Origin of the sequence: Ciceribacter lividus (genome assembly GCF_003337715.1) — a bacterium.
Taxonomy (GTDB): domain Bacteria; phylum Pseudomonadota; class Alphaproteobacteria; order Rhizobiales; family Rhizobiaceae; genus Allorhizobium; species Allorhizobium lividum.
On sequence record NZ_QPIX01000005.1, the window covers coordinates 237,954 to 258,959 of the forward strand.

At 63.9% G+C, this 21,006-nt stretch carries 19 protein-coding genes; 13 read left to right on the forward strand and 6 right to left on the reverse strand.

Going from position 1 to position 21,006, the window contains the following annotated elements:
- The first annotated feature begins 145 nt into the window (after positions 1-145).
- The 7 genes from DFR48_RS11135 (at position 146) to DFR48_RS11165 (ending at position 8,483) form a co-directional block, all read left to right on the forward strand.
- Entirely contained in the window at positions 146-2,413 is a 2,268-nt protein-coding gene (locus DFR48_RS11135) for a sensor histidine kinase NtrY-like (RefSeq protein WP_114363212.1), read from the forward strand.
- The gene (gene ntrX / locus DFR48_RS11140; RefSeq protein WP_114363213.1) at positions 2,403-3,767 is read left to right on the forward strand and encodes a nitrogen assimilation response regulator NtrX; all 1,365 of its coding nucleotides are present in this window, start codon (positions 2,403-2,405) and stop codon (positions 3,765-3,767) included. Before DFR48_RS11135 ends, ntrX begins: the two co-directional genes overlap by 11 nt.
- A 51-nt stretch (positions 3,768-3,818) precedes the next feature.
- Complete coding sequence (gene trkA, locus DFR48_RS11145) at positions 3,819-5,195, forward strand: Trk system potassium transporter TrkA (protein ID WP_114363214.1); 1,377 nt, start codon at positions 3,819-3,821, stop codon at positions 5,193-5,195.
- A gap of 21 nt (positions 5,196-5,216) precedes the next feature.
- Complete coding sequence (locus tag DFR48_RS11150) at positions 5,217-6,080, forward strand: D-amino-acid transaminase (RefSeq protein WP_114363215.1); 864 nt, start codon at positions 5,217-5,219, stop codon at positions 6,078-6,080.
- Between the two features lie 107 nt (positions 6,081-6,187).
- On the forward strand, positions 6,188-6,433 hold the full coding sequence (hfq, locus tag DFR48_RS11155) for an RNA chaperone Hfq (protein ID WP_112689690.1): 246 nt from the start codon (positions 6,188-6,190) through the stop codon (positions 6,431-6,433).
- Between the two features lie 74 nt (positions 6,434-6,507).
- The gene (gene hflX, locus DFR48_RS11160; protein WP_114363216.1) at positions 6,508-7,857 is read left to right on the forward strand and encodes a GTPase HflX; all 1,350 of its coding nucleotides are present in this window, start codon (positions 6,508-6,510) and stop codon (positions 7,855-7,857) included.
- Positions 7,858-7,895: 38 nt separating this feature from the next.
- Entirely contained in the window at positions 7,896-8,483 is a 588-nt protein-coding gene (locus DFR48_RS11165; RefSeq protein WP_114363217.1) for a YdeI/OmpD-associated family protein, read from the forward strand.
- A 128-nt stretch (positions 8,484-8,611) separates the two neighbouring features.
- Here the strand turns inward: DFR48_RS11165 and DFR48_RS11170 are convergent, their stop codons facing one another.
- From DFR48_RS11170 to DFR48_RS11180, 3 genes are all read right to left on the reverse strand, one after another.
- Complete coding sequence (locus tag DFR48_RS11170; protein ID WP_245415587.1) at positions 8,612-10,405, reverse strand: methyl-accepting chemotaxis protein; 1,794 nt, start codon at positions 10,403-10,405, stop codon at positions 8,612-8,614.
- A 234-nt stretch (positions 10,406-10,639) separates the two neighbouring features.
- The gene (gene mazG / locus DFR48_RS11175; RefSeq protein WP_114363219.1) at positions 10,640-11,473 is read right to left on the reverse strand and encodes a nucleoside triphosphate pyrophosphohydrolase; all 834 of its coding nucleotides are present in this window, start codon (positions 11,471-11,473) and stop codon (positions 10,640-10,642) included.
- 44 nt (positions 11,474-11,517) lie between these two features.
- Positions 11,518-12,111, reverse strand: a complete 594-nt coding sequence (locus DFR48_RS11180) for a deaminase (RefSeq protein ID WP_114363309.1) — start codon at positions 12,109-12,111, stop codon at positions 11,518-11,520.
- Positions 12,112-12,334: 223 nt separating this feature from the next.
- Between DFR48_RS11180 and cysG the strand changes: the two genes are divergently transcribed.
- The 5 genes from cysG (at position 12,335) to DFR48_RS11205 (ending at position 17,292) form a co-directional block, all read left to right on the forward strand.
- On the forward strand, positions 12,335-13,774 hold the full coding sequence (gene cysG / locus DFR48_RS11185) for a siroheme synthase CysG (protein ID WP_114363220.1): 1,440 nt from the start codon (positions 12,335-12,337) through the stop codon (positions 13,772-13,774).
- A gap of 1 nt (position 13,775) precedes the next feature.
- Positions 13,776-14,090 (forward strand): DUF2849 domain-containing protein, encoded by a 315-nt coding sequence (locus DFR48_RS11190; RefSeq protein WP_112689683.1) that lies wholly within the window; start codon positions 13,776-13,778, stop codon positions 14,088-14,090.
- A gap of 8 nt (positions 14,091-14,098) precedes the next feature.
- Positions 14,099-15,769: a nitrite/sulfite reductase gene (locus DFR48_RS11195; protein WP_114363221.1), complete on the forward strand. Its 1,671-nt coding sequence runs from the start codon at positions 14,099-14,101 to the stop codon at positions 15,767-15,769.
- Positions 15,770-15,779: 10 nt separating this feature from the next.
- On the forward strand, positions 15,780-16,292 hold the full coding sequence (locus DFR48_RS11200) for a DUF934 domain-containing protein (protein WP_114363222.1): 513 nt from the start codon (positions 15,780-15,782) through the stop codon (positions 16,290-16,292).
- 187 nt (positions 16,293-16,479) lie between these two features.
- Positions 16,480-17,292, forward strand: a complete 813-nt coding sequence (locus tag DFR48_RS11205; RefSeq protein WP_114363223.1) for a ferredoxin--NADP reductase — start codon at positions 16,480-16,482, stop codon at positions 17,290-17,292.
- 81 nt (positions 17,293-17,373) lie between these two features.
- On the opposite strand, the gene DFR48_RS11210 is transcribed toward DFR48_RS11205, so the two are convergent.
- The gene (locus DFR48_RS11210) at positions 17,374-17,997 is read right to left on the reverse strand and encodes a GntR family transcriptional regulator (protein WP_114363224.1); all 624 of its coding nucleotides are present in this window, start codon (positions 17,995-17,997) and stop codon (positions 17,374-17,376) included.
- A gap of 85 nt (positions 17,998-18,082) precedes the next feature.
- On the opposite strand from DFR48_RS11210, the gene DFR48_RS11215 reads away from it, so the two are divergent.
- A complete protein-coding gene (locus DFR48_RS11215) occupies positions 18,083-18,976 on the forward strand; it encodes a dihydrodipicolinate synthase family protein (protein WP_114363225.1) in 894 nt (297 codons plus the stop codon).
- A gap of 111 nt (positions 18,977-19,087) precedes the next feature.
- On the opposite strand, the gene DFR48_RS11220 is transcribed toward DFR48_RS11215, so the two are convergent.
- Both DFR48_RS11220 and DFR48_RS11225 read right to left on the reverse strand, forming a co-directional pair.
- Positions 19,088-20,293: an ABC transporter permease gene (locus tag DFR48_RS11220; RefSeq protein WP_114363226.1), complete on the reverse strand. Its 1,206-nt coding sequence runs from the start codon at positions 20,291-20,293 to the stop codon at positions 19,088-19,090.
- Complete coding sequence (locus DFR48_RS11225) at positions 20,283-20,999, reverse strand: ABC transporter ATP-binding protein (protein ID WP_114363227.1); 717 nt, start codon at positions 20,997-20,999, stop codon at positions 20,283-20,285. The genes DFR48_RS11220 and DFR48_RS11225 overlap by 11 nt, the downstream gene beginning before the upstream one ends.
- Positions 21,000-21,006 lie beyond the last annotated feature (7 nt).

Below are 21,006 nucleotides of genomic sequence, written 5' to 3' on the forward strand. Positions count from 1 at the left end.
CAATTTCGCCACATTACGTTGCTCAAAAGTCACGAGACGGTGCCGAGTCCGCTCAGGCCGTTTCGTTCGTCCGTTCGGACGAGACTGTTTCCTTTGTGGTGCGCACAGCGCTGATATTGGCCCGGCGGGCGGGAAGTGATTTGAGATGGACACCCGAAGGATCGATCCCGTGGCGGAGGGTGACGCCGCACTGGTGAACGACCGCCGCGCCTCCTTCGCTTTGCCTGGCCTCGTCCTTGCCGGCGGCGCGCTCGCCTGCGCCGTCTTTACGTTGCCGGTCCTGCTCGGGTTGACCCCTATCGCGCCGACCTCGAATGTCCTCATTGCGTCGGCCGTGCTGAACTCGCTGTTCGTGGTCGGACTCATGTTCCTGATCGGGCGGGAGGTCAGCCGTCTCGTGAGGGCGCGCACGCGCGGTCGCGCGGCAGCGAGGCTGCATGTCCGCATCGTCGCGCTCTTTTCTGTGGTGGCGATTACGCCCGCCATCCTCGTGGCCATCTTTGCCAGTATCACGCTGAACGTCGGTCTGGACCGCTGGTTCTCGCTCCGGACGCAATCGATCGTCAGCTCGTCGATGAATGTCGCGCAGGCCTACATGCTCGAAAACGCGAGCTACCTGCAAGGCCAGACCATTTCGATGGCGAACGACCTCGATCGCAACCGCGCACTCTTCTTCCTCGATCGGACCGGTTTCGTGCAGCTCATGACCCGCCAGGCGAAGGGGCGCGGCATGCTGGGCGCCTTCCTCGTGCGTCAGGACGGTTCGGCGATCACCCAGGCCGAGATCAAGACCGACAAGCCCCTGCCGGCGATCCCGAAGGACGCACTCGAAAGCGCGGCTGCAGGCCAGCCGACGCTGATCCCGCCGGGCGTGACCAATCTGGTCGGCGCGATCATCAAGCTCGATTCCATCTCCGGCACCTTCCTCTACACGATCCGTGCGGTCGACCCGAAGGTGATGGCGGCGATGCGGCTGATGGAGGACAACACCGCCGAATACAAGGCGATGGAGGCCGGCCGCACGTCGCTGCAGATCGCATTTGCCGTACTGTACCTCGGTTTCGCCCTCATCGTCCTGCTCGCGGCAATCTGGACGGCGATCGCGATCGCCGACCGTATCGTCCGGCCGATCCGCCTTCTGATCAGCGCCGCCGACAACGTCGCCTCCGGCAATTTCAACGTCATCGTTCCCGTCCGCTCCGCCGATGGCGACGTCGGCAGCCTGTCGCTCACCTTCAACAAGATGATCTCGCAGATCCGCACCCAGCGTGACGAGATCCTGGAGGCCAAGGACGAAGTCGACGATCGCCGCCGCTTCATCGAGGCGGTGTTGTCGGGCGTCACGGCGGCCGTGATCGGTGTCGAGGACGACGGTGTGATCACCATCGTCAATCCGTCGGCGGAGTATTTCCTTGCCCAGTCGTCCGAAGAGATCGTCGGCAAGAAGCTTTCTATTGTCGCACCCGAAATCGATCGGGTGATGGCAGAGGCTGCAGTGCGCCACCGCGGAGAATACCGCCAGCAGATCAACCTGATCCGTGGCGGCAAGGAGCGGACGCTGAGCGTCCAGGTGACCCGCGAGGAGACCCGCGGCGCCGCCGACGCCTATGTCATTACGCTCGACGACATTACCGATCTCGTCATTGCGCAGCGTTCGACCGCCTGGGCTGACGTGGCGCGCCGCATCGCCCACGAGATCAAGAACCCGCTGACGCCGATCCAGCTTTCGGCAGAGCGGATCAAGCGCCGTTACGGCCGCCAGATCGACGAGAACGACCGCGCCGTATTCGACCAGTGCACGGATACGATCGTCCGGCAGGTCGAGGATATCGGCCGCATGGTGGACGAGTTCTCGGCCTTCGCCCGCATGCCGAAGCCGGCGAAGCAGCGGTCCGACCTGAGGGATATTCTGCGCGATGCGGTCTTCCTGCGCGAGATGGGTAACAATGACGTAACCTTTTTGCGCGAGTTCGGTGACAAGCCGCTCGAAGGCAGCTTCGACGCGCGCATGCTCGGACAGGCGGTCGGCAATATCATCAAGAATGCAGTGGAGGCCATCGAGGCCGTACCGGCCGAAGAGCGGCGGGGCGGCAAGGTGCTGGTACGCTCGGCCTATGACGAGGGGCAGGACAGCTTCGTGGTCGACGTCATCGACAACGGGCGCGGTCTGCCGGTCGAGAACCGCCATCGTATCCTGGAACCATACATGACGATGCGCGAGAAGGGCACGGGGCTCGGGCTCGCGATCGTGAAGAAGATTATCGAAGAACACGGCGGTCAGCTCGAATTGCATGACGCGCCGGCGGAGTTCGACCACGGGCGAGGGGCCATGATCAGGATCGTCCTGCCGCGCCTCGACGCCGGCGTTTCCGCCGCAGGTGAAAGTGACAGGGAAAAGGTCCATGGCCTCTGATATTCTTGTAGTCGACGATGAAGAAGACATCCGCGAAATCGTCTCGGGCATCCTGAGCGACGAAGGTCACGAGACCCGCACAGCCCACGACGCGGACAGCGCGCTTGCAGCAATTTCCGATCGCGTGCCGCGGCTCGTGTTCCTCGACATCTGGATGCAGGGAAGCCGGCTCGACGGCCTGTCGTTGCTCGACGAGATCAGGACCCGCCATCCCGAGCTGCCGGTGGTGATGATTTCCGGCCACGGCAACATCGAGACGGCGGTTTCGGCGATCAAGCGCGGTGCCTTCGACTTCATCGAGAAGCCGTTCAAGGCCGACCGGCTGATTTTGATCGCCGAACGGGCGCTCGAAAATTCCAAGCTGAAACGCGAGGTTTCGGAGCTGAAGAAGCGCGCCGGCGACACCGCGGAACTGATCGGGACCTCGGTCGCCGTCTCGCAGTTGCGCCAGACGATCGACAAGGTCGCCCCCACCAACAGCCGTATCATGATCTTCGGCCCGTCCGGTTCCGGCAAGGAACTGGTGGCGCGGATGATCCACAAGCGTTCGACCCGCTCCGGCGGTCCCTTCGTCACGCTGAACGCAGCGGCGATCACGCCGGACCGGATGGAGATTGCGCTTTTCGGCACAGAGGGCTCGCCCGGCCAGCCGCGCCGCATCGGTGTGCTCGAGGAAGCCCACCGCGGCATTCTCTACCTCGACGAGATCGGCGAGATGCCGCGCGAGACACAGAACAAGATTCTGCGCGTGCTCGTGGAGCAGCAGTTCGAAAGGGTCGGCGGCTCGAAGCGCGTGAAGGTGGACGTCCGCATCATCTCGTCGACGGCCTACAACCTCGAAAACCAGATTGCCGAGGGGCGCTTCCGCGAGGACCTCTTCCATCGTCTGGCAGTGGTGCCGATCAAGGTGCCGGCGCTCGCCGAGCGGCGGGAGGACATCCCGTTCCTGGTCGACATGTACATGCGCCAGATCTGCGAGCAGGCGGGCGTGCGTCCGCGCAAGATCGGCGAGGACGCGATGGCGGTGCTGCAGGCGAACGACTGGCCGGGCAATATCCGCCAGCTCCGCAACAACATCGAGCGGCTGATGATTCTTGCCCACGGCGACGGTCCTGATTCGCCGATCACCGCGGAGATGCTGCCGCAGGACCTCTCCGACATGCTGCCGAAGGTCTCTGCGCGCAACGACACCCACATCATGACGTTGCCCCTGCGCGAAGCGCGCGAGATGTTCGAGCGCGACTACCTGATCGCCCAGATCAACCGGTTCGGCGGCAACATATCGCGCACCGCGGAATTCGTCGGCATGGAGCGCTCCGCCCTCCATCGCAAACTGAAGTCTCTTGGCGTATAAGCGAGCCCGGCGGCGCGAGCCGCCGTCATCACATCCGTCGAAAGAGGCATCATGAAAGTCATCATTTGCGGCGCCGGGCAGGTGGGCTACGGGATCGCGGAACGTCTGTCCCAGGAAGACAATGATGTCTCGGTGATCGACACTTCGGCCTCGCTGGTCGGCCACATCACCGAAACGCTCGACGTGCGCGGCTATGTCGGCCACGGTGCCCACCCGGACGTGCTGGCAAAGGCCGGTGCCGACCAAGCGGACATGATCATCGCCGTGACCCTCTACGACGAGATCAACATGGTCGCTTGCCAGGTGGCCCATTCGCTCTTCAACGTGCCGACGAAGATCGCCCGCATTCGTTCACAGAGCTACCTCCGTCCGGAATATTCCGACCTCTTCAGCCGCGACAACATGCCGATCGACGTCACCATCTCGCCCGAGGTCGAGGTCGGCAAGATGGTGCTGCGGCGCATCTCCTTCCCCGGCGCGAACGACATCGCGCGCTTTGCCGACGATCATATCGCGATGGTGGCGATCGAGTGCATGGAGGACTGCCCGGTCGTCAACACGCCCCTGCACCAACTGAGCCAGCTCTTCCCGGACCTGATGGCGACCGTCACCGCGATCTATCGCAACGGCCGGCTCCACGCCGTCCATTCGACCGACCAGCTTCTGGTCGGCGATCTCGCTTACGTCATCTGCCAGCGGGACCACATCCGCCGCACTCTCGGGCTCTTCGGCCACGAGGAGCAGGAGGCCGGCCGCATCGTCATCGCCGGAGGCGGCAATATCGGCTATTTCGTCGCCCGGACCATCGACGAGATGCAGCCGAGGATGAAAGTCAAGATTATCGAGGGCGACCGTGAGCGGGCTGTATCGGTCTCCGACCAGCTCCGCCATGCCATCGTTCTGCACGGTTCAGCGCTCGACCAGAACGTCCTCATGCAGGCGGACATCCAGGATGCCGACCTCATGGTGGCGCTCACCAACAGCGATCAGACCAACGTGCTGAGCGCGGCGATGGCCAAGCGTCTCGGCTGCAAGTCCGGGATGATCCTGATCAACGATCCGTCCTATCAGGACCTGACGACCTCGATCGGCATCGACGCCTATATCAATCCGCGGGCCGTCACTATTTCGCGCGTGCTCCAGCACGTCCGCAAGGGGCGAATCCGCTCGGTCTACGCCGTCCAGAAGGGCGCCGCGGAGGTGATCGAGGCCGAGGCGCTGGAAACCTCTCCACTTGTTGGGCGACCGTTCCGTGATCTCGAGCTGCCCGAAGGCATGCGCATCGGCGCGATCTACCGCGATGGCGCGGTCCTGCGGCCGGACGGCAGCACCAGGATCAAGACCAAGGATCGCGTGGTGCTCTTCGTCACCGCGGCCGCGATCCGCGACGTCGAGCAGATGTTTCGCGTCTCCATCCAGTACTTCTGATCGCCGGGAGTTCCATCGATCATGCCGAGAATTGCCTATGTCAATGGCCGCTACGTCAACCACGGCGAGGCGGGCGTCCATATCGAGGATCGCGGCTACCAGTTCGCTGACGGTGTCTACGAGGTTTGCGAGGTGCGCCACGGCGTGATCGTCGACCTCACCCGCCATCTCGACCGGCTCGACCGCTCGCTATCGGAGATCCGGATCAATCCGCCGATGACGCGGGCGGCGCTCACCCATGTCATCCGCGAGGTGCTGCGGCGCAACCGCGTGCGCAACGGCCTCTTCTATCTGCAGGTGACCCGCGGTGCCGCGCGGCGCGACCACGTGTTTCCCGCCGCCGGTACGCCGTCGACCCTGGTGGTGACCGCAAAGAGCACCAGTCCGGAGGTGATCGCCGCCAAGAACGTCAGCGGCATCAAGGCGATCACGCTTCCCGACAACCGCTGGGAGCGCGTCGACATCAAGACGGTCGGTCTTCTGCCGAATGTCCTCGCCCGCCAGCAGGCGAAGGAAGCGGGCGCGCAGGAGGCGATCTACATCGACCGTGACGGCATGGTGACGGAAGGGGCGGCGACCAATGTCTGGATCGTCGACAAGGAGGGGAATCTCGTCACCCGTCCGGCTGACCCCGGCATCCTGCGAGGCATCACCCGCACGACTTTGATGGGTGTCGCCGACAAGCTCGGAGTGTCGATCGTCGAACGCCGGTTCTCCCGCGAGGAGATGCTGGAGGCCCGTGAAGTGTTCATCACGGCGGCGACCAGCATCTGTTTTCCGGTCGTCGAGATCGACGGCCGCACCATCGCCAACGGTCATCCCGGCGACGTATCCCGAAGCATTCGTCAGACCTTTTTCGACATTGCGGAAAAGACTGCGATTTGATACCAACTTCACCGCGAAGGGGTCGTAAGGGCACTTCCTGGTCGGCTGACACGCGCAAACAATAATTCACCGGTCAAAGCACCGGCAAAAAAGAAAGAAGCGGCGCCATGGCGGAACGTTCTCAGAATTTGCAGGATCTTTTCCTCAACACTGTTCGCAAGCAGAAGATTTCGTTGACGATTTTCTTGATCAACGGCGTCAAGCTGACTGGCGTCGTCACGTCTTTCGACAATTTCTGCGTCCTTCTGCGCCGTGACGGGCATTCGCAGCTGGTTTATAAACACGCGATTTCGACCATCATGCCGGGACAGCCGATGCAGATGTTCGAAAGCGAAGAGAACGCGGCTTCATAGGGTCAAAAGCAATCAACACGCGCGATACCAAGAGCGATTCCATAGTCCCGGAGGATGAAAAACACCGGGACGACATGTGCGCTGTCGTCGTCGTTCCGCTGGTGAAACCCTCGCGCGCTGCTGCGGCGGGCCAGGCCGACGGTGCGGGGGCGCAGCCACCTGCTCCGACCCGATCCAACGAAGCCCGCCTCGAAGAGGCAATCGGCCTTGCGCGCGCCATCGACCTGACGATCGCGGCGGGTCTGCTCGTGGCCGTCAACCAGCCGCGGCCGGCGACACTGCTCGGCACCGGCAAGATCGCCGAAATCGGCGCACTGCTCGACGAGCACAATGCCGGGCTCGTCATCGTCGACCATCCGCTGACCCCGGTGCAGCAGCGCAATCTCGAAAAGGAATGGAACGCCAAGGTCATCGACCGGACGGGCCTCATCCTGGAAATCTTCGGCCGGCGCGCCTCTACCAAGGAAGGCACGCTGCAGGTCGAGCTTGCCCATCTCAACTACCAGAAGGGCCGGCTGGTCCGGAGCTGGACGCACCTTGAGCGTCAGCGCGGCGGCGCGGGCTTCATGGGCGGCCCCGGCGAAACCCAGATCGAAGCCGACCGTCGCCTCTTGCAGGAGCGGATCGTCAGGCTGGAACGGGAGCTGGAGCAGGTGGTGCGCACCCGCCAGCTCCACCGTGCCAAGCGCCGCAAGGTGCCGCATCCGATCGTCGCCCTCGTCGGCTACACCAATGCCGGCAAGTCAACGCTCTTCAACCGGATCACCGGTGCCGGCGTGCTCGCCGAGGACATGCTGTTTGCGACGCTCGATCCGACGCTCCGGCGCATGAAGCTGCCGCACGGGCGTACGGTTATCTTGTCGGATACGGTGGGATTCATCTCGAACTTGCCGACCCACCTCGTCGCCGCCTTCCGCGCGACGCTCGAAGAGGTGCTGGAAGCCGATCTCATCCTCCATGTCCGCGACATGTCCGACCCCGACAACGGAGCGCAGGCGTCGGACGTCCTGCGCATCCTTTCCGAGCTCGGTATCGGCGAGAAGGAAGGGGCCGAGCGCATCATCGAGGTCTGGAACAAGATCGACCGGCTGGAGCCGGAAAGCCACGACGCGATTCTGCAGAAGGCCGCCTCGCGCGCCAACGTCATTCCCGTCTCGGCGATCAGCGGCGAGGGCGTCGACCAGCTGATGGCGGTGATTTCCGAGCGGCTCTCGGGCGTACTCACCGAAACGACGGTGATCATCCCGTCCGACAAGCAGGCGCTGATCTCCTGGGCCTACGAGAACGCCGTGGTCGACGGCCGCGAGGACCGCGAGGACGGCTCCGTCAGCCTCGACCTGCGGCTGACCGAGCGCCAGGCGATCGAGCTCGAACGCAAGCTCGGCAATGACCGCAAGCGTGACAAGGAAGACTGGGAACGGTGAGGGGCGTTTTGCTTCCGTAACGACGAGAGGAGTTGCAGATGCATGCCGATGCCGAAAAGATCGAAGCCTTCTTCTCCGACACCAAGGCTTGGCCCACGGAACTGCGAGCGCTGAGGGCGATCCTGCTCGACTGCGGGCTTGCGGAAGAATTCAAGTGGCGCGGGCCGTGCTACACCTATGACGGCGGCAACGTCGCCATCATCTGGGGCTTCAAGGAGAATGCCGCGCTCGGCTTCTTCAGGGGCGTGCTGCTCAAGGACCCGGAAGGTCTGCTCGTCGCGCCCGGCGACAATTCCCGCGCCGTGCGCATGTTCAAGTTCACCGGCCTCGACCAGATCACCGCAATCGAGACCACCATCCGGGACTATGTCCGCGAGGCGATCGAACTCGAAAAAGCCGGTGCGAAGGTCGACCTGCCGAAGGACGACATCGTCTACCCCGAAGAGCTTCTCGCCGCGCTGGAGGAGGACCCGGAATTGCAGGAGGCCTTCGAGGCGCTGACACCCGGCCGCAAGCGCGGCTATGCGCTGCATTTCGCCCAGCCGAAGCAATCCGCCACCCGTGTCTCGCGGATCGAAAAGAGCCGCGACAGAATATTGGCGGGAAAGGGGCTGCAGGAGCGGTGACGAGCATGGCTCTTCCGGGCGTTTCGCTGGGGCAGCCGTTCTCCGAACGAAAAGACCACCCGCCGTTGGCGGGTGGTCTCGTGGTGCCCTTGCTAGCTTTTGTTTGAGCCAGGTGTCGAGGACGCCGCTCAGAATTCCTCCCAGCTGTCGTCCTTGAGCGCCGCGTTGCCGTTGAAGGCTCCGGCGACCTTCGCCGCCATCTGGCGTGCCGGCGAGGGTACGGGCTTCGACGTGGCAGCGGCCGAGACCGGCGCGGAGCGGCGAACACCTGCCGAGCCGCCGATGTTGAACTGCGACAGGAGATTGAATAGCTGCTCGGCCTCGCGGGCGAGGCTGTGGGCCGCAGCCGTCGTCTCCTCCACCATGGCGGCGTTCTGCTGCGTGCCCTGGTCCATGGTGTTGACAGCGGTGTTGATCTCCTTGAGCCCGGTCGCCTGCTCCTTGGATGCCTCGACGATCGCGCCGACATTGTCGTCCACGCGGAGAACCTGGCCGACGATCTCCTGCAGCGCGCGGCCGGTATCGCCGACGAGCGTAACGCCGCTCTTCACATGCTCGTTGGAGGCGCTGATCAGTTCCTTGATTTCCTTTGCCGCCTTGGCCGAGCGCTGGGCGAGTTCGCGCACCTCCTGGGCGACGACGGCAAAACCCTTGCCGGCATCACCGGCGCGGGCTGCCTCTACACCGGCGTTCAGCGCAAGGAGGTTGGTCTGGAAGGCGATCTCGTCGATCACGCCGATGATGTTGGCGATCTCGCCTGCGGACTGCTCGATCTTGCCCATGGCGTCCACAGCCTGATTGACGACACCGCCGGAGCGCTCGGCATTGTCCTTGGTCCGGCGCACCAGTTCACCGGCTTCCTGCGCCCTGTGGCTGGAGTCGGCGACGGTGGTGGTGATCTGTTCCAGGGCGGCAGCCGTTTCCTCGACCGATGCGGCCTGCTGCTCGGTCCTCTTGGAAAGGTCGTTCGAGGCCGACTGGATCTGCTGCGAGGCGGCCGCGATCGCTCCCGCATTCTCGGAGATCGTGTGCATGGTGCTGCGCAGTCTCGTCGAAGCGCCGTTGAAGTCGACGCGCAGCTTCTCGAGCGTCGGAAGGAAAGGCTCGGTGATCGACTGGGTGAGATCGCCTTCGGCAAGCGCGTTCAGCGAGCGGGCGAGCTGGTCGACATTCTCCACCCGCTGGGTGACGTCGGTCGCGAACTTGACGACCTTGAACACCTTGCCGTTCATGTCGAAGATCGGATTGTAGGAGGCCTGGATGTAGGCCTTCTTGCCCCCCTTGCCGATGCGCAGGAATTCGTCTGCAACGAATTCGCCGGCCCCGAGCTTGCCCCAGAAGGCCCGATAGGCATCACTGGCAGTGTAGCCGGCGTCACAGAACATCGAGTGATGCTTGCCCTGTATCTCTTGAAGCGAGTAGCCGAGCGCCTTGAGGAAATTCTCGTTGGCGGTCAGGATTTCACCCTTCGGCGTAAATTCGATGACGGCCTGGGCCCGCGAGATGGCGTCGAGCTTGCCGGCATCCTCGGCCGCCTTCAGTTTCTGCGCGGTGATGTCGGTCGCAAACTTCACGATCTTGTACGGCTTCCCGTTGCGGAAGACCGGATTGTAGGACGCCTCGATCCAGACTTCCCGTCCGCCCTTGCCGATGCGCTTGTATTGCCGCTGGTCGAACTCGCCGGCTCCGAGTTTTGCCCAGAATTCACGGTAGGCGGGGCTGTTTACCTCGGCCGGATCGACGAATGTCCGGTGGTGCTGACCGACGATATCCGGGAGCGTATAGCCGAGAGCCTTACAGAAATTCTCGTTGGCTGTGATGATGGTTCCATCCATCCTGAACTCGATGATCGCCTGGGAGCGGCTCATCGCTTCCAGAACGGCCTTTGCTTCCGATCCACTACCAAATCCCAACATCTGCATCTCCGAAAAAGGCGCTCCCAGTGGTTGATCCCAAAAGGCGGGCGCGCCGGTGCCCCTCTGATTTCTATGGGGCTAATTCTTGCATGGTGCAGTTTACGAACGGTGAACGTCTCGCACGCCGCAAAGAACAAATCCGGACATTTTCGGGCGTTTCTTGGCACTCTCGGTCCTGAGGTGCCGTGGTGGGTGCGCGCGAGGTCCCCCGCGCGCTGCTATGGGAGGTAACTTACGGTGCTATTTCTCTGGTTGCGGGCGTCCCTTCGCCGCCTGCCAAAGCTCCTCCATCCGCTCCAGCGTGGCGCCTTCGAGGGTCTCGCCTGACGCTTCAAGATTTTTCTCTATATATTTGAAACGTTGTCTGAATTTTGCGTTCGTTCCGCGCAAGGCCTGTTCAGGGTCGGTGCCGACATGGCGGCCGATATTGACGAGTGCGAAGATCAGGTCGCCGAGTTCGTCGGTGATCTTATCAGGGCGACCCTCGACAAGTGCCTCGCGCAGCTCGCCGATCTCCTCCTCGATCTTGTCAAGGATGGGGGCGGCCTCGGACCAGTCGAAGCCGACCTTGGCGGCCCGTTCCTGCAGCTTGATCGCTTCCGTCAGTGCCGGAAACGAGCGCTGCACCGTACCGAGATGTCCGTCGTGGTGCACTTCGGCGACGCCGCGGCGGCGGCGCTTCTCGCTTCGCTCCGCCTTCTCCTCGGCCTTGATCGCGTCCCACTGCACCTTGACGGCCTCGGGTGTCGCCGCGTCCGAGACGGCGAAGACGTGGGGATGGCGGCGGATCATCTTCCCGGTGATCGCCTCGACGACGTCGCCGAAGGAAAAGAGGTCGGCCTCTTCCGCCATCCGCGCATGGAAAACCACCTGCAGCAGAAGGTCGCCGAGCTCCTCGCAGAGGTCGTCTGGATCGTTGCGCTCGATCGCGTCGGCGACCTCGTAGGCCTCCTCGATCGTGTAGGGCTTGATCGTCTCGAAGGTCTGGACGATGTCCCAGGGGCACCCGGTCTTCGGGTCGCGCAGCGCCGCCATGATCTCGATGAGGCGGCCGATATCCTTGGAAGCTTCCATATGCGTTTTCGCTCCGGGCGGACAGGCGCCGCCTTCCGTTCGTGTCAGTTGAGGGGAATGTCGTTCCCGCCCTTCGAGGATTGGTATGCGGCCGAGAGGCGGTCATAGGTCTCGCGAATGCGCCGCGACTGTTCCTCGAGCGCCGGGCGTTCGCGGGGCTCCGCCCCCGCGACGAGGTCGGTGAGGGCATGGGAATGCCAGAACGCATTCGCCCTGCGGTAGCCGCCGGGTTCGAGTCCGAAGACCTCCTTCAGGATCTTGAGGTCGTGCGGGATGGCGAAGGCGTCTCGGCTGTCCTCGTGGCTGAAGAAATAATAGAAATTGTCGAAGCCCGCCCAGGTGATCGCCGACATGCACATGGTGCAGGGCTCGTGGGTCGACAGGAAGATCAGGTCGCGTGTGTCCGGCCGTTCGGCGAGCTTGTAGAACCTCTTCAGCGTGTGGACCTCGCCGTGCCAGAGCGGGTTCTCCGTCTCGTTGTTGGTTTCGGCAAGAACCAGCGAGAGATCGGATTTCCTGAGTACGGCCGCGCCGAACACCTTGTTGCCGGCGGCGACCCCGCGGGCGGTGAGCGGCAGGATGTCGTGTTCTATGACGTCGAGAAGGCGTGCGGCGGGGACGGGCGTTGCGGTGGTCAAGGCGCTGTTCCTGTTGTTGTCCGGGCTATCCTTGGCTGCCCCGGCGGCAAAAGTCAAAACGACGATCGCCGAAGACAGGTCGCGGCGGGCACCGGTGAGATTTGCTCGGATTTCGCGGATGCCTAGCAAAGAAATGTGCGCCTCGCGAGGGCGACGGATTCCTGTTTCTTCAAACCATTGCCGCGAACGGCGATATTGGGCCAGTCTGCAACAGGGTCGAGTTATGGCTGCAACCGAGTACCAGCTTTCCGTCTTTCCCGCCTTCGTCAAGGTGGCGGGTGCCGTCGTCGCCGTGTTCGGCAACGGGGCGGAGGCGTTTGCCAAGGCGAGGCTCATCAAGAACACCTCGGCCCGCGTGATCGCCTATGCCGACCGGCCGCGTGCCGACTACGCGGAATTCCTGGCGACCTCGGACATCGAGGTCCGCCGCGAACCCTTCGCCGCGACGCAGGTGGAGGGCGCTGTGCTCGTCTTCGCCGCGACCGGCGATGCGGCGGCAGATCGTGCCATCGTTGCCGCCGCCCGCGACCGTAACATTCCGGCGAACGCCGTCGACCAGCCCGAGCATTGCGATTTCTTCACGCCGGCGCTCGTCAACCGCGCACCGATCGCTGTTGCGATCGGCACGGAAGGGGCAGGCCCGGTGCTCTCCCAGATGATTCGCGCCGAGATCGACCGCCGGCTGCCGAAGACGCTCGGACGCCTCGCGCGTCTCGCCGAGGATTGCCGCGCAGCCGTCGACCGGACCGTGCCGCGCGGTTCTGCGCGCCGGGCCTTCTGGCGCCGGTTCTTCCGCGGCGATGTCGCGTCGGCCGTGGAAAAGGGCGATGTCGCTGGCGCCCGGCGCAACGCCGTCCGGCTGATGCGGGGCAGTTCCTCCGCCGAGCCGGGCCGGATTTTCCTGGTCGGTGCCGGTCCCGGTGCCGAAGACCTGCTGACGCTGCGCGCCCATCGCCTGCTGATCGAGGCCGATACCATCGTCTACGACGCGCTGGTGCCGCAGGCGGTGGTCGACATGGGCCGGCGCGATGCCGAGCGCATTTCCGTCGGCAAGCGCAAGGGCTGCCATACCAAGTCGCAGGACGAGATCAACGCGTTGCTCGTCGCTCTCGGGCGTGCCGGAAAGCGTGTCGTGCGACTGAAATCCGGCGACCCGCTCGTCTTCGGGCGTGCCGGCGAGGAAATGGCGGTGCTGCGCAATGCCGGCATCCCCTATGAAGTCGTGCCGGGTATCACTGCCGCCTTCGCTGCCGCTGCCGATTTTGAGCTGCCGCTGACGCTGCGCGGCGTCGCCTCGTCGCTGGTCTTCACCACGGGCCACGACCTGAACGGCGAAGCGCTGCCCGACTGGGCGCGGCTTGCCCTTTCCGGAGCCACCGTTGCCGTATATATGGGCCGGACCGTCGCCGCGTCCGTCGCCGCGCGCCTGATGGCGGCTGGTCTCGCCGACGACACGACCGTCGCGGTCGTCGAGAATGCCGGACGGGACGAGCGCCGCCTGCTCCACGGCACGCTGCGGGAGCTTCCCGACCTCGAGGCGCGCACCGAACTCGAGGGCCCGGTGATGGTGATCATCGGCGATGCCGTCGCCGGCGCGAATTTCGACCGTTCCGAACCGCTGCGGGGCAAGGTTGCCCGCCGCGCCACACTCGTGAGGATCTGACATGGCAGAGAAAGTACTGACCGCAAATCGCCTCGGCGACGGGATCGCCGTCTGGCTCGATGCGAACGGCCAGTGGACCGAGAACCTGCAGGAGGCGTTCGTCGCCCGCCATCCGGAGGCCGTCGAGGCGCTGGAAGCTGCCGGCCGTCGTGCCTTTGCGAGTAACCTCGTTCTCGACGTCAATGTCGTCGACGTCGAGGAGCAGGGCGGCGTCCTGCGGCCGAAGCGCCTGCGCGAGCGCATCCGCGCGCTCGGTCCCACCATTGCCTATGCGGACGGCCACGGTTTTGCCGATCCCGACTTCATTGCCGCCTGAGGAGCCTCATGTACCGCTACGATGAATTCGATCACGCCTTCGTTTCTGCCCGCGTCGAGCAGTTTCGCGACCAGGTCGCGCGCCGGCTGAACGGCGAGATCGCCGAGGATGCCTTCCGGCCGCTGCGCCTGATGAACGGCGTCTATCTGCAGCTGCACGCCTACATGCTGCGGGTCGCCATCCCCTACGGGACGCTGAATTCGCGCCAGATGCGCATGCTCGCCCATATCGCGCGGCGCTATGACCGCGGCTACGGCCATTTCACGACCCGGCAGAACATCCAGTACAACTGGCCGCGGCTCGTCGATACCCCGGACATCCTGGCCGAGCTCGCCAGTGTCGAGATGCATGCGATCCAGACGTCGGGCAACTGCATCCGCAACGTGACGGCCGACCATTTCGCTGGCGCCGCTGCGGACGAAGTCGCTGATCCGCGTCCCTATGCCGAAATTCTGCGCCAGTGGTCCTCCGTCCATCCGGAGTTCTCCTTCCTGCCGCGCAAGTTCAAGATCGCCGTCACCGGCGCGCCGAGCGACCGCGCGGCGATCCAGGTGCACGACATCGGCCTGCATCTCAAGAAGGACGAGAGCGGCGCGCTCGGCTTTGCCGTCTATGTCGGCGGCGGGCAGGGGCGTACACCGCTTCTCGCCAAGAAGATCCGCGATTTCCTGCCGGAGGAGGACCTGCTCTCCTACGTGACGGCGGTTGTGCGCGTCTACAATCTCCACGGCCGGCGCGACAACAAGTACAAGGCGCGCATCAAGATCCTCGTCCACGAGACCGGCGTCGAGGAACTGACGCGGCAGGTGGAGGCGGAATTCGAGACGATCCGCGACGGCGAACTGAAACTGCCAGACGCCGATATCCGTGCGATCGAGCGATATTTCGCATTGCCGGCGCTCGCCGAGCGTCCGGAAGGCTGGGCCGATCTCGCCCGCGCCAAGAAGGCCGACCCGGCCTTTGCCGCCTGGGTCGCCCGCAATGTCGCACCCCACAAGCACCCCGACTACGGCATGGTGACGATCTCGCTGAAGCCGATCGGCGGTACGCCGGGTGATGCGAGCGCTGAGCAGATGGACGCGGTCGCCGACATCGCCGAACGCTATGCCTTCGACGAGATCCGGGTGAGCCACGAGCAGAACCTCGTCCTGCCGCATGTAGCGCTCGCCGACCTGTCGGCCGTCTACGCGGCCCTGGTGGAGACCGGTCTTGCGACCGCCAATGCCGGGCTAATCACCGACATCATCGCGTGCCCGGGTCTCGACTACTGCGCGCTGGCGAATGCCCGCTCGATCCCCGTTGCCCAGGAAATCTCCAGACGCTTCGCTTCTGCCGAACGGCAGGAGGAGATCGGTGCGCTGAAGATCAAGATTTCCGGCTGCATCAATGCCTGCGGCCACCACCATGTCGGCCATATCGGCCTGCTGGGTGTGGAAAAGAAGGGCGCCGAACTCTACCAGATCACCCTCGGCGGTTCCGGCGACGAGAATGCCTCGATCGGCGAGATCATCGGCCGCGGCTTCGAGCCGGAGAAGGTGACCGACGCGGTGGAAACCATCGTCGACACCTATCTGGGTCTGCGGCTTTCGCACGAGGAGACCTTCCTCGACGCCTATCGCCGCGTCGGCCCGCAGCCGTTCAAGGATGCCCTCTACGGGGAAGCGGCGGAAGCCGCGTGAGGAAGAACTGATGACCAGCATTTGGAAAGAAACCGGATTCGTCGAGAACGATCCCTGGGTGATCGAGACGGACGAGCGCAAGGCAGGCGAGGGGGAAGTACCCGTTCTCGGTCTCGCGAGCTTCCTTGAAAGGGTCGAGGAGAGCAATGAAGGCGGCTTTGGCGTGCTGATCGCGCCGGCCGACGACGTCACGAAGCTCGCACCCTATCTCGACAGGATCGCGCTGGTGGCGCTTGCCTTTCCAGCCTTCGGCGACGGGCGAGCCTTCAGTCACGCATCCATCCTGCGCGGCCGTCTCGGATATACCGGGGAGATACGCGCCATCGGCGATGTACTGATCGACCAGATCCCGCTGATGCTCCGCACAGGCTTCGACAGCTTCGCCGTGACCAACGAGGTCGCGAGGCGGCGGCTTGCCGAGGGTCGGCTGCCTGGGATCGCCGACCACTATCAGCCGGCCGCACGATCGGCGACCGTCCCCGGCGGCTACAGCTGGCGGCGGACCAGCCGCGCGGGTGGATAAGATATCGCGAAACTACTATATTTGCGCCGAAGATTTGACTGTGCTCAAGGTCACGGTCGTCCAGGCGAGGCATACGGTCGCAAAAAAGTTCGGGCGACCGTGACGGAATGCCCGGTTTCGCAGCCGCAGCACATAGGGTATATGGCCCCGGTGGCCGACAGAGAGACGAAACAGGAAGCGACACAGCATGAATGCTCCAGTGATGACCAAGTCCGCGGAATTGATCGTGCCGGAAGGCGTCTATGCCGAGACCGTGCTCAGCGTGACCCACTATACCGACCGGCTGTTCCGGTTCCGGATGACGCGTCCCGCGGGCTTCCGCTTCCGCTCGGGCGAATTCGCGATGATCGGGCTCATCGTTGACGGCAAGCCGATCTACCGCGCCTACTCGATCGCGAGCCCTTCCTGGGATGAAGAGCTCGAATTTTTCTCGATCAAGGTTCCCGATGGTCCGCTTACCCAGCATCTGCAGCGCATCCAGCCGGGTGACAAGGTGCTGATGCGCAAGAAGCCGACGGGGACGCTGGTGCTCGACGCGCTCACCCCCGGCAAGCGGCTCTACATGTTCTCGACCGGCACCGGCATCGCACCCTTTGCAAGCCTCATCCGCGATCCGGAAACCTACGAGAAGTTCGAGGAGGTCATCCTCACCCACACTTGCCGGGAAGTCGCGGAGCTGAAATACGGTTTCGACCTGATGGAGGAAATCCGCAACCACGAGTTCCTGGCCGAAATCGTCGGCGACAAGCTCAAGCATTATGCGACGGTCACCCGTGAGGACTATCCCTTCCGCGGCCGCATCACCGACCTCATCGAAAACGGCAAGCTGTTCGCCGATCTCGGCGTGCCGCCGCTGGACCCGGCGGTCGACCGCGGGATGATCTGCGGCTCGTCGGACATGCTGAAGGACACCAAGGCGCTGCTTGAAAAGGCGGGCCTCACCGAAGGTGCCAACAGCAAGCCCGCGGAGTTCGTCATCGAGCGCGCCTTCGTCGGCTGACGCGATCCTTTCGGTAAGTCACGAAAAAAACGCCCGGATTTTCCGGGCGTTTTTCGTTTGAACAGTATCGATGTGTAGAACTCAGGTTCCGGCGAGGTGGGAGATCAGCGCTTCCATTGCCGTTTGCGCTTCGCTGGCGTCGCCCTTGTGGATCGCCCGGATGACGCTGACATGGAAGGCGACCGAGCGATCCATCTTTTCGGGCGTCGCCCGCGCGAACCAGAGCCGGCGCGAATGCGTCTGCAGCGGTGCCAAGGCGGCAATGAGGAACCGGTTCGGGCAGGCCTCCTCGACAATCTCGTCGAACTGCTTGTCGGCCGAGAGAAACCCTTCGAAGTCGCCGGCGACGGCGGCCGCGGTCATCGCCTGGGCGCAGGCCAGCAGTCCTTCGCGTTGCTCGGCATTGGCGCTTTCGGCGACGAGAGAGGCGGCGAGGGGTTCGAGCTTGTGCCGCACCGCCATGATGTCCTTGTGATCCTCCGGGTGAATTTCGGTCACGAGCAGGCCGACTCGCGGCTTCACCTCGATCAGCCCCTGCCATTCGAGCTTCTGGATGGCCTCACGCACGGGCGTGCGTCCATGTCCGGCGAGATCGATCAGTTCCTTCTCAGTCACCCTGGCGCCGGGCCTGAGCTTCAGCGTCACGATCTCGCGCTCCAGGGCGAGATAGGCGAGGTGGCTCAGCGATCCGGCTTGTTTCGACATTGATGGTCCTTTCTGATATATCAGATATTGACATGTCGCATTCGAGATGGCAAGCTCCACTGATATATCAGCAAAGGAGCTCCACATGTGGAAGGGTGTATTTCCCGCGGTAACGACCAAGTTCAAGGAAGACGGCGCGCTTGACCACGCCGAGATGGAGCGCTGCTTTGCGCTGCAATTCGAGGCGGACGTAGACGGTATGATCGTTTGCGGCTCGCTCGGCGAGAACATGACGCTGGATCCGGAAGAAAAGATCGAGATCCTGAAGATCGCGAAATCGGTTTCCCGTGGCAAGCCGGTTCTGATGACGATCTGCGAAAGTGCCACGCGTCGTGGCAAGGCAACGGCCGTCGCCGCCGCCAAGGCCGGCGCCGACGGCTTCATGGTCCTGCCGGGTGTGCCCTACAAGTCGGCGCCGGCCGAAACGATCAACCACATCCGCGCCGTCGCCGTCGCCGGCGAGCGCCCGGTCATGGTCTACAACAATCCGATCGGCTACGGCGTCGACGTCACCATTCCGATGTTCGAGGAACTGGCGAAGGACGACCTGATCGTCGCGATGAAGGAGTCGACCGACGACGTCCGTCGCGTCACCGAGGTCTTCAATGCCTTCGGAAACCGCTTCGACGTCTTCACCGGCGTGGACAACCTGGCGCTCGAAAGCCTGATGATGGGTGCCGACGGCTGGGTTGCCGGTCTCGTCGTCGCCTTTCCGAAGGAAACGGTCGCCATCTACAAGCTCGCCAAGGCCGGCCGCTACGAGGAGGCGCGTGCGATTTATCGCTGGTTCCGTCCTCTGCTCGACCTCGACGTGTCGACGTTCCTCGTCCAGCAGATCAAGCTTGCCGAGGTCTTCGCGATCGGCTCCAACGACCGCGTTCGCGAGCCGCGCCTGCCGCTGTCCGGCGAGCATCGCGCCCGTGTCGTCAAGGTCATCGAGACGGCACTCGCCGACCGTCCGGTGCTGCCGGCGCTCTGAGCGCATAGCGCAGGGATTACGTAGAGGGGCGGCTCGACCGCCCCTTTTCCGTTGGGTCGAGCCCGATATGATTCTGCTGGGGCACCCTTGGCGGCGCATGCGTCGCTGACGCTACTCGTGTCTGAGCGCCTCGATCGGGTTCATCTGCGCGGCGCGGCGGGCGGGGAAGTAGCCGAAGATCATGCCGATCGCCGCCGAGAAGACGAAGGCGAGGGCGATCACGGCCGGGCTTGTGACGAAGGGCACGTTGAGCAGGACGACGGCGCCGTAGGCGAGACCGAGGCCGAGCAGGATTCCAATGATGCCGCCGGAAAGCGACAGCGCGACTGCTTCGACCAGGAACTGCAGCAGCACCTGCTTTTCCAGCGCCCCGATCGCGAGCCGGATGCCGATCTCGCGGGTCCGCTCCGTAACCGACACCAGCATGATGTTCATGATGCCGATGCCGCCGACCAGCAGGCTGACGGCGGCGACGGCTCCCAGAAGCCCCGTCATCAGCGTCGTCGTGCCGGTGAGCGTCGAGGCCATCTGCGCCATGTCGTTGACGGAGAAATCGTCCTCGCGACCCGCGATGATCTTGCGCCGTTCCCGCAACAACCGTTCGACATCCGCTTGCACCTTCGCCGTCGAAACGCCGTCGCGGGCTGACAGCGTGATGCTCGAGACATCGGTATTGCCGCCGATACGTCGCTGGAAGACCTTGATCGGCATGACGACAATGTCGTCCTGGTCTGTGCCCATGCCGCTCTGGCCCTTCTTCTTGAGGACGCCGATCACCTCGCAGGATACCGACCCGACCCGGATCTTCTGTTCGAGCGCCGGCGTCGAACCAAAGAGTTCCGAACGCACGGTATTGCCGATCACGCAGACCGCCTGGCCGCCGCGTTCCTCGGTCGGGAGGAATGCCCGTCCCGAGGTGAAACTCCAGTCCATCGCGGTGAAATAGTCGCTGATGGTGCCGACGACGGTGCTCGTGTGGTTCTCTCCTCCGAAGATCGCGACCTGACTCGACTGGTTGACCGGGGCGACCGCCTGCAATCCGTTGATCTGTTCGCGGATCGCCTCGACGTCCCGCGTCGTGAAGCTCTTGGCAGTCGTGCTGGCGCGACCCGGCCCGAACTGTCCCGGCCGCACGAAGAGAAGATTGGTGCCGAGCTTGGAAATCTCGGCCGTGACCTGCGCGGTCGTGCCGTTGCCGATCGTCACCATCGCGATCACCGCAGCGACGCCGATGACGACGCCGAGCACCGTCAGAAACGATCGCAGAAGGTTGCGGCTGATCGCCCGCAGCGCGAGCTTGACGGTCTCATAGAACATGGGCCGCGGCTCCGCTGTTTGCGCTGTCGTGGTCGAGCCGGCCGTCGACAAAGCGCAGGTGGCGACCGGCATAGGCGGCGATGTCCTCCTCATGGGTCACCATGATCACCGTAATGCCGTGCTCACGGTTGAGCCCGGTGATCAGTTCCATGATCTCCCGGCTGGTCTTGGTGTCGAGATTGCCGGTCGGTTCGTCGGCGAGCAGCACGGCCGGGCTGGTGACGATCGCCCGCGCAATCGCGACGCGCTGCTGCTGGCCGCCGGACAGCTCCTGGGTCGTGTGGTGCTCGCGACCGGCGAGCCCCACCTGCTGCAATGCGATTTCGGCGAGCTTGCGCCGCTCGCGGGCCTCCATGCCGCGATAGACGAGCGGCAGCTCGACGTTCTCGAGTGCCGAGGTCCGGGCGAGCAGGTTGAACCCCTGAAAGACGAAACCGAGCATGTAGCGCCGCAGCAGCGTGTGCTGGCCACGGTCGAAGGCGGTCGTGTCGATCCCCTGGAACAGGTAGTGCCCCGAGCTCGGCACGTCGAGGCAGCCGAGGATGTTCATCGCTGTCGACTTGCCAGATCCGGAAGGCCCCATGATTGCGACGAATTCGTGCTTCTCGATCGCCAGGTCGACACGGTCGAGCGCACGGATCGTCGCTTCGCCGGTCCCATAGAGCTTGGTGACCTGCCGGAATTCGATGAGGGGAGGCGTCGCCATCGCGCTC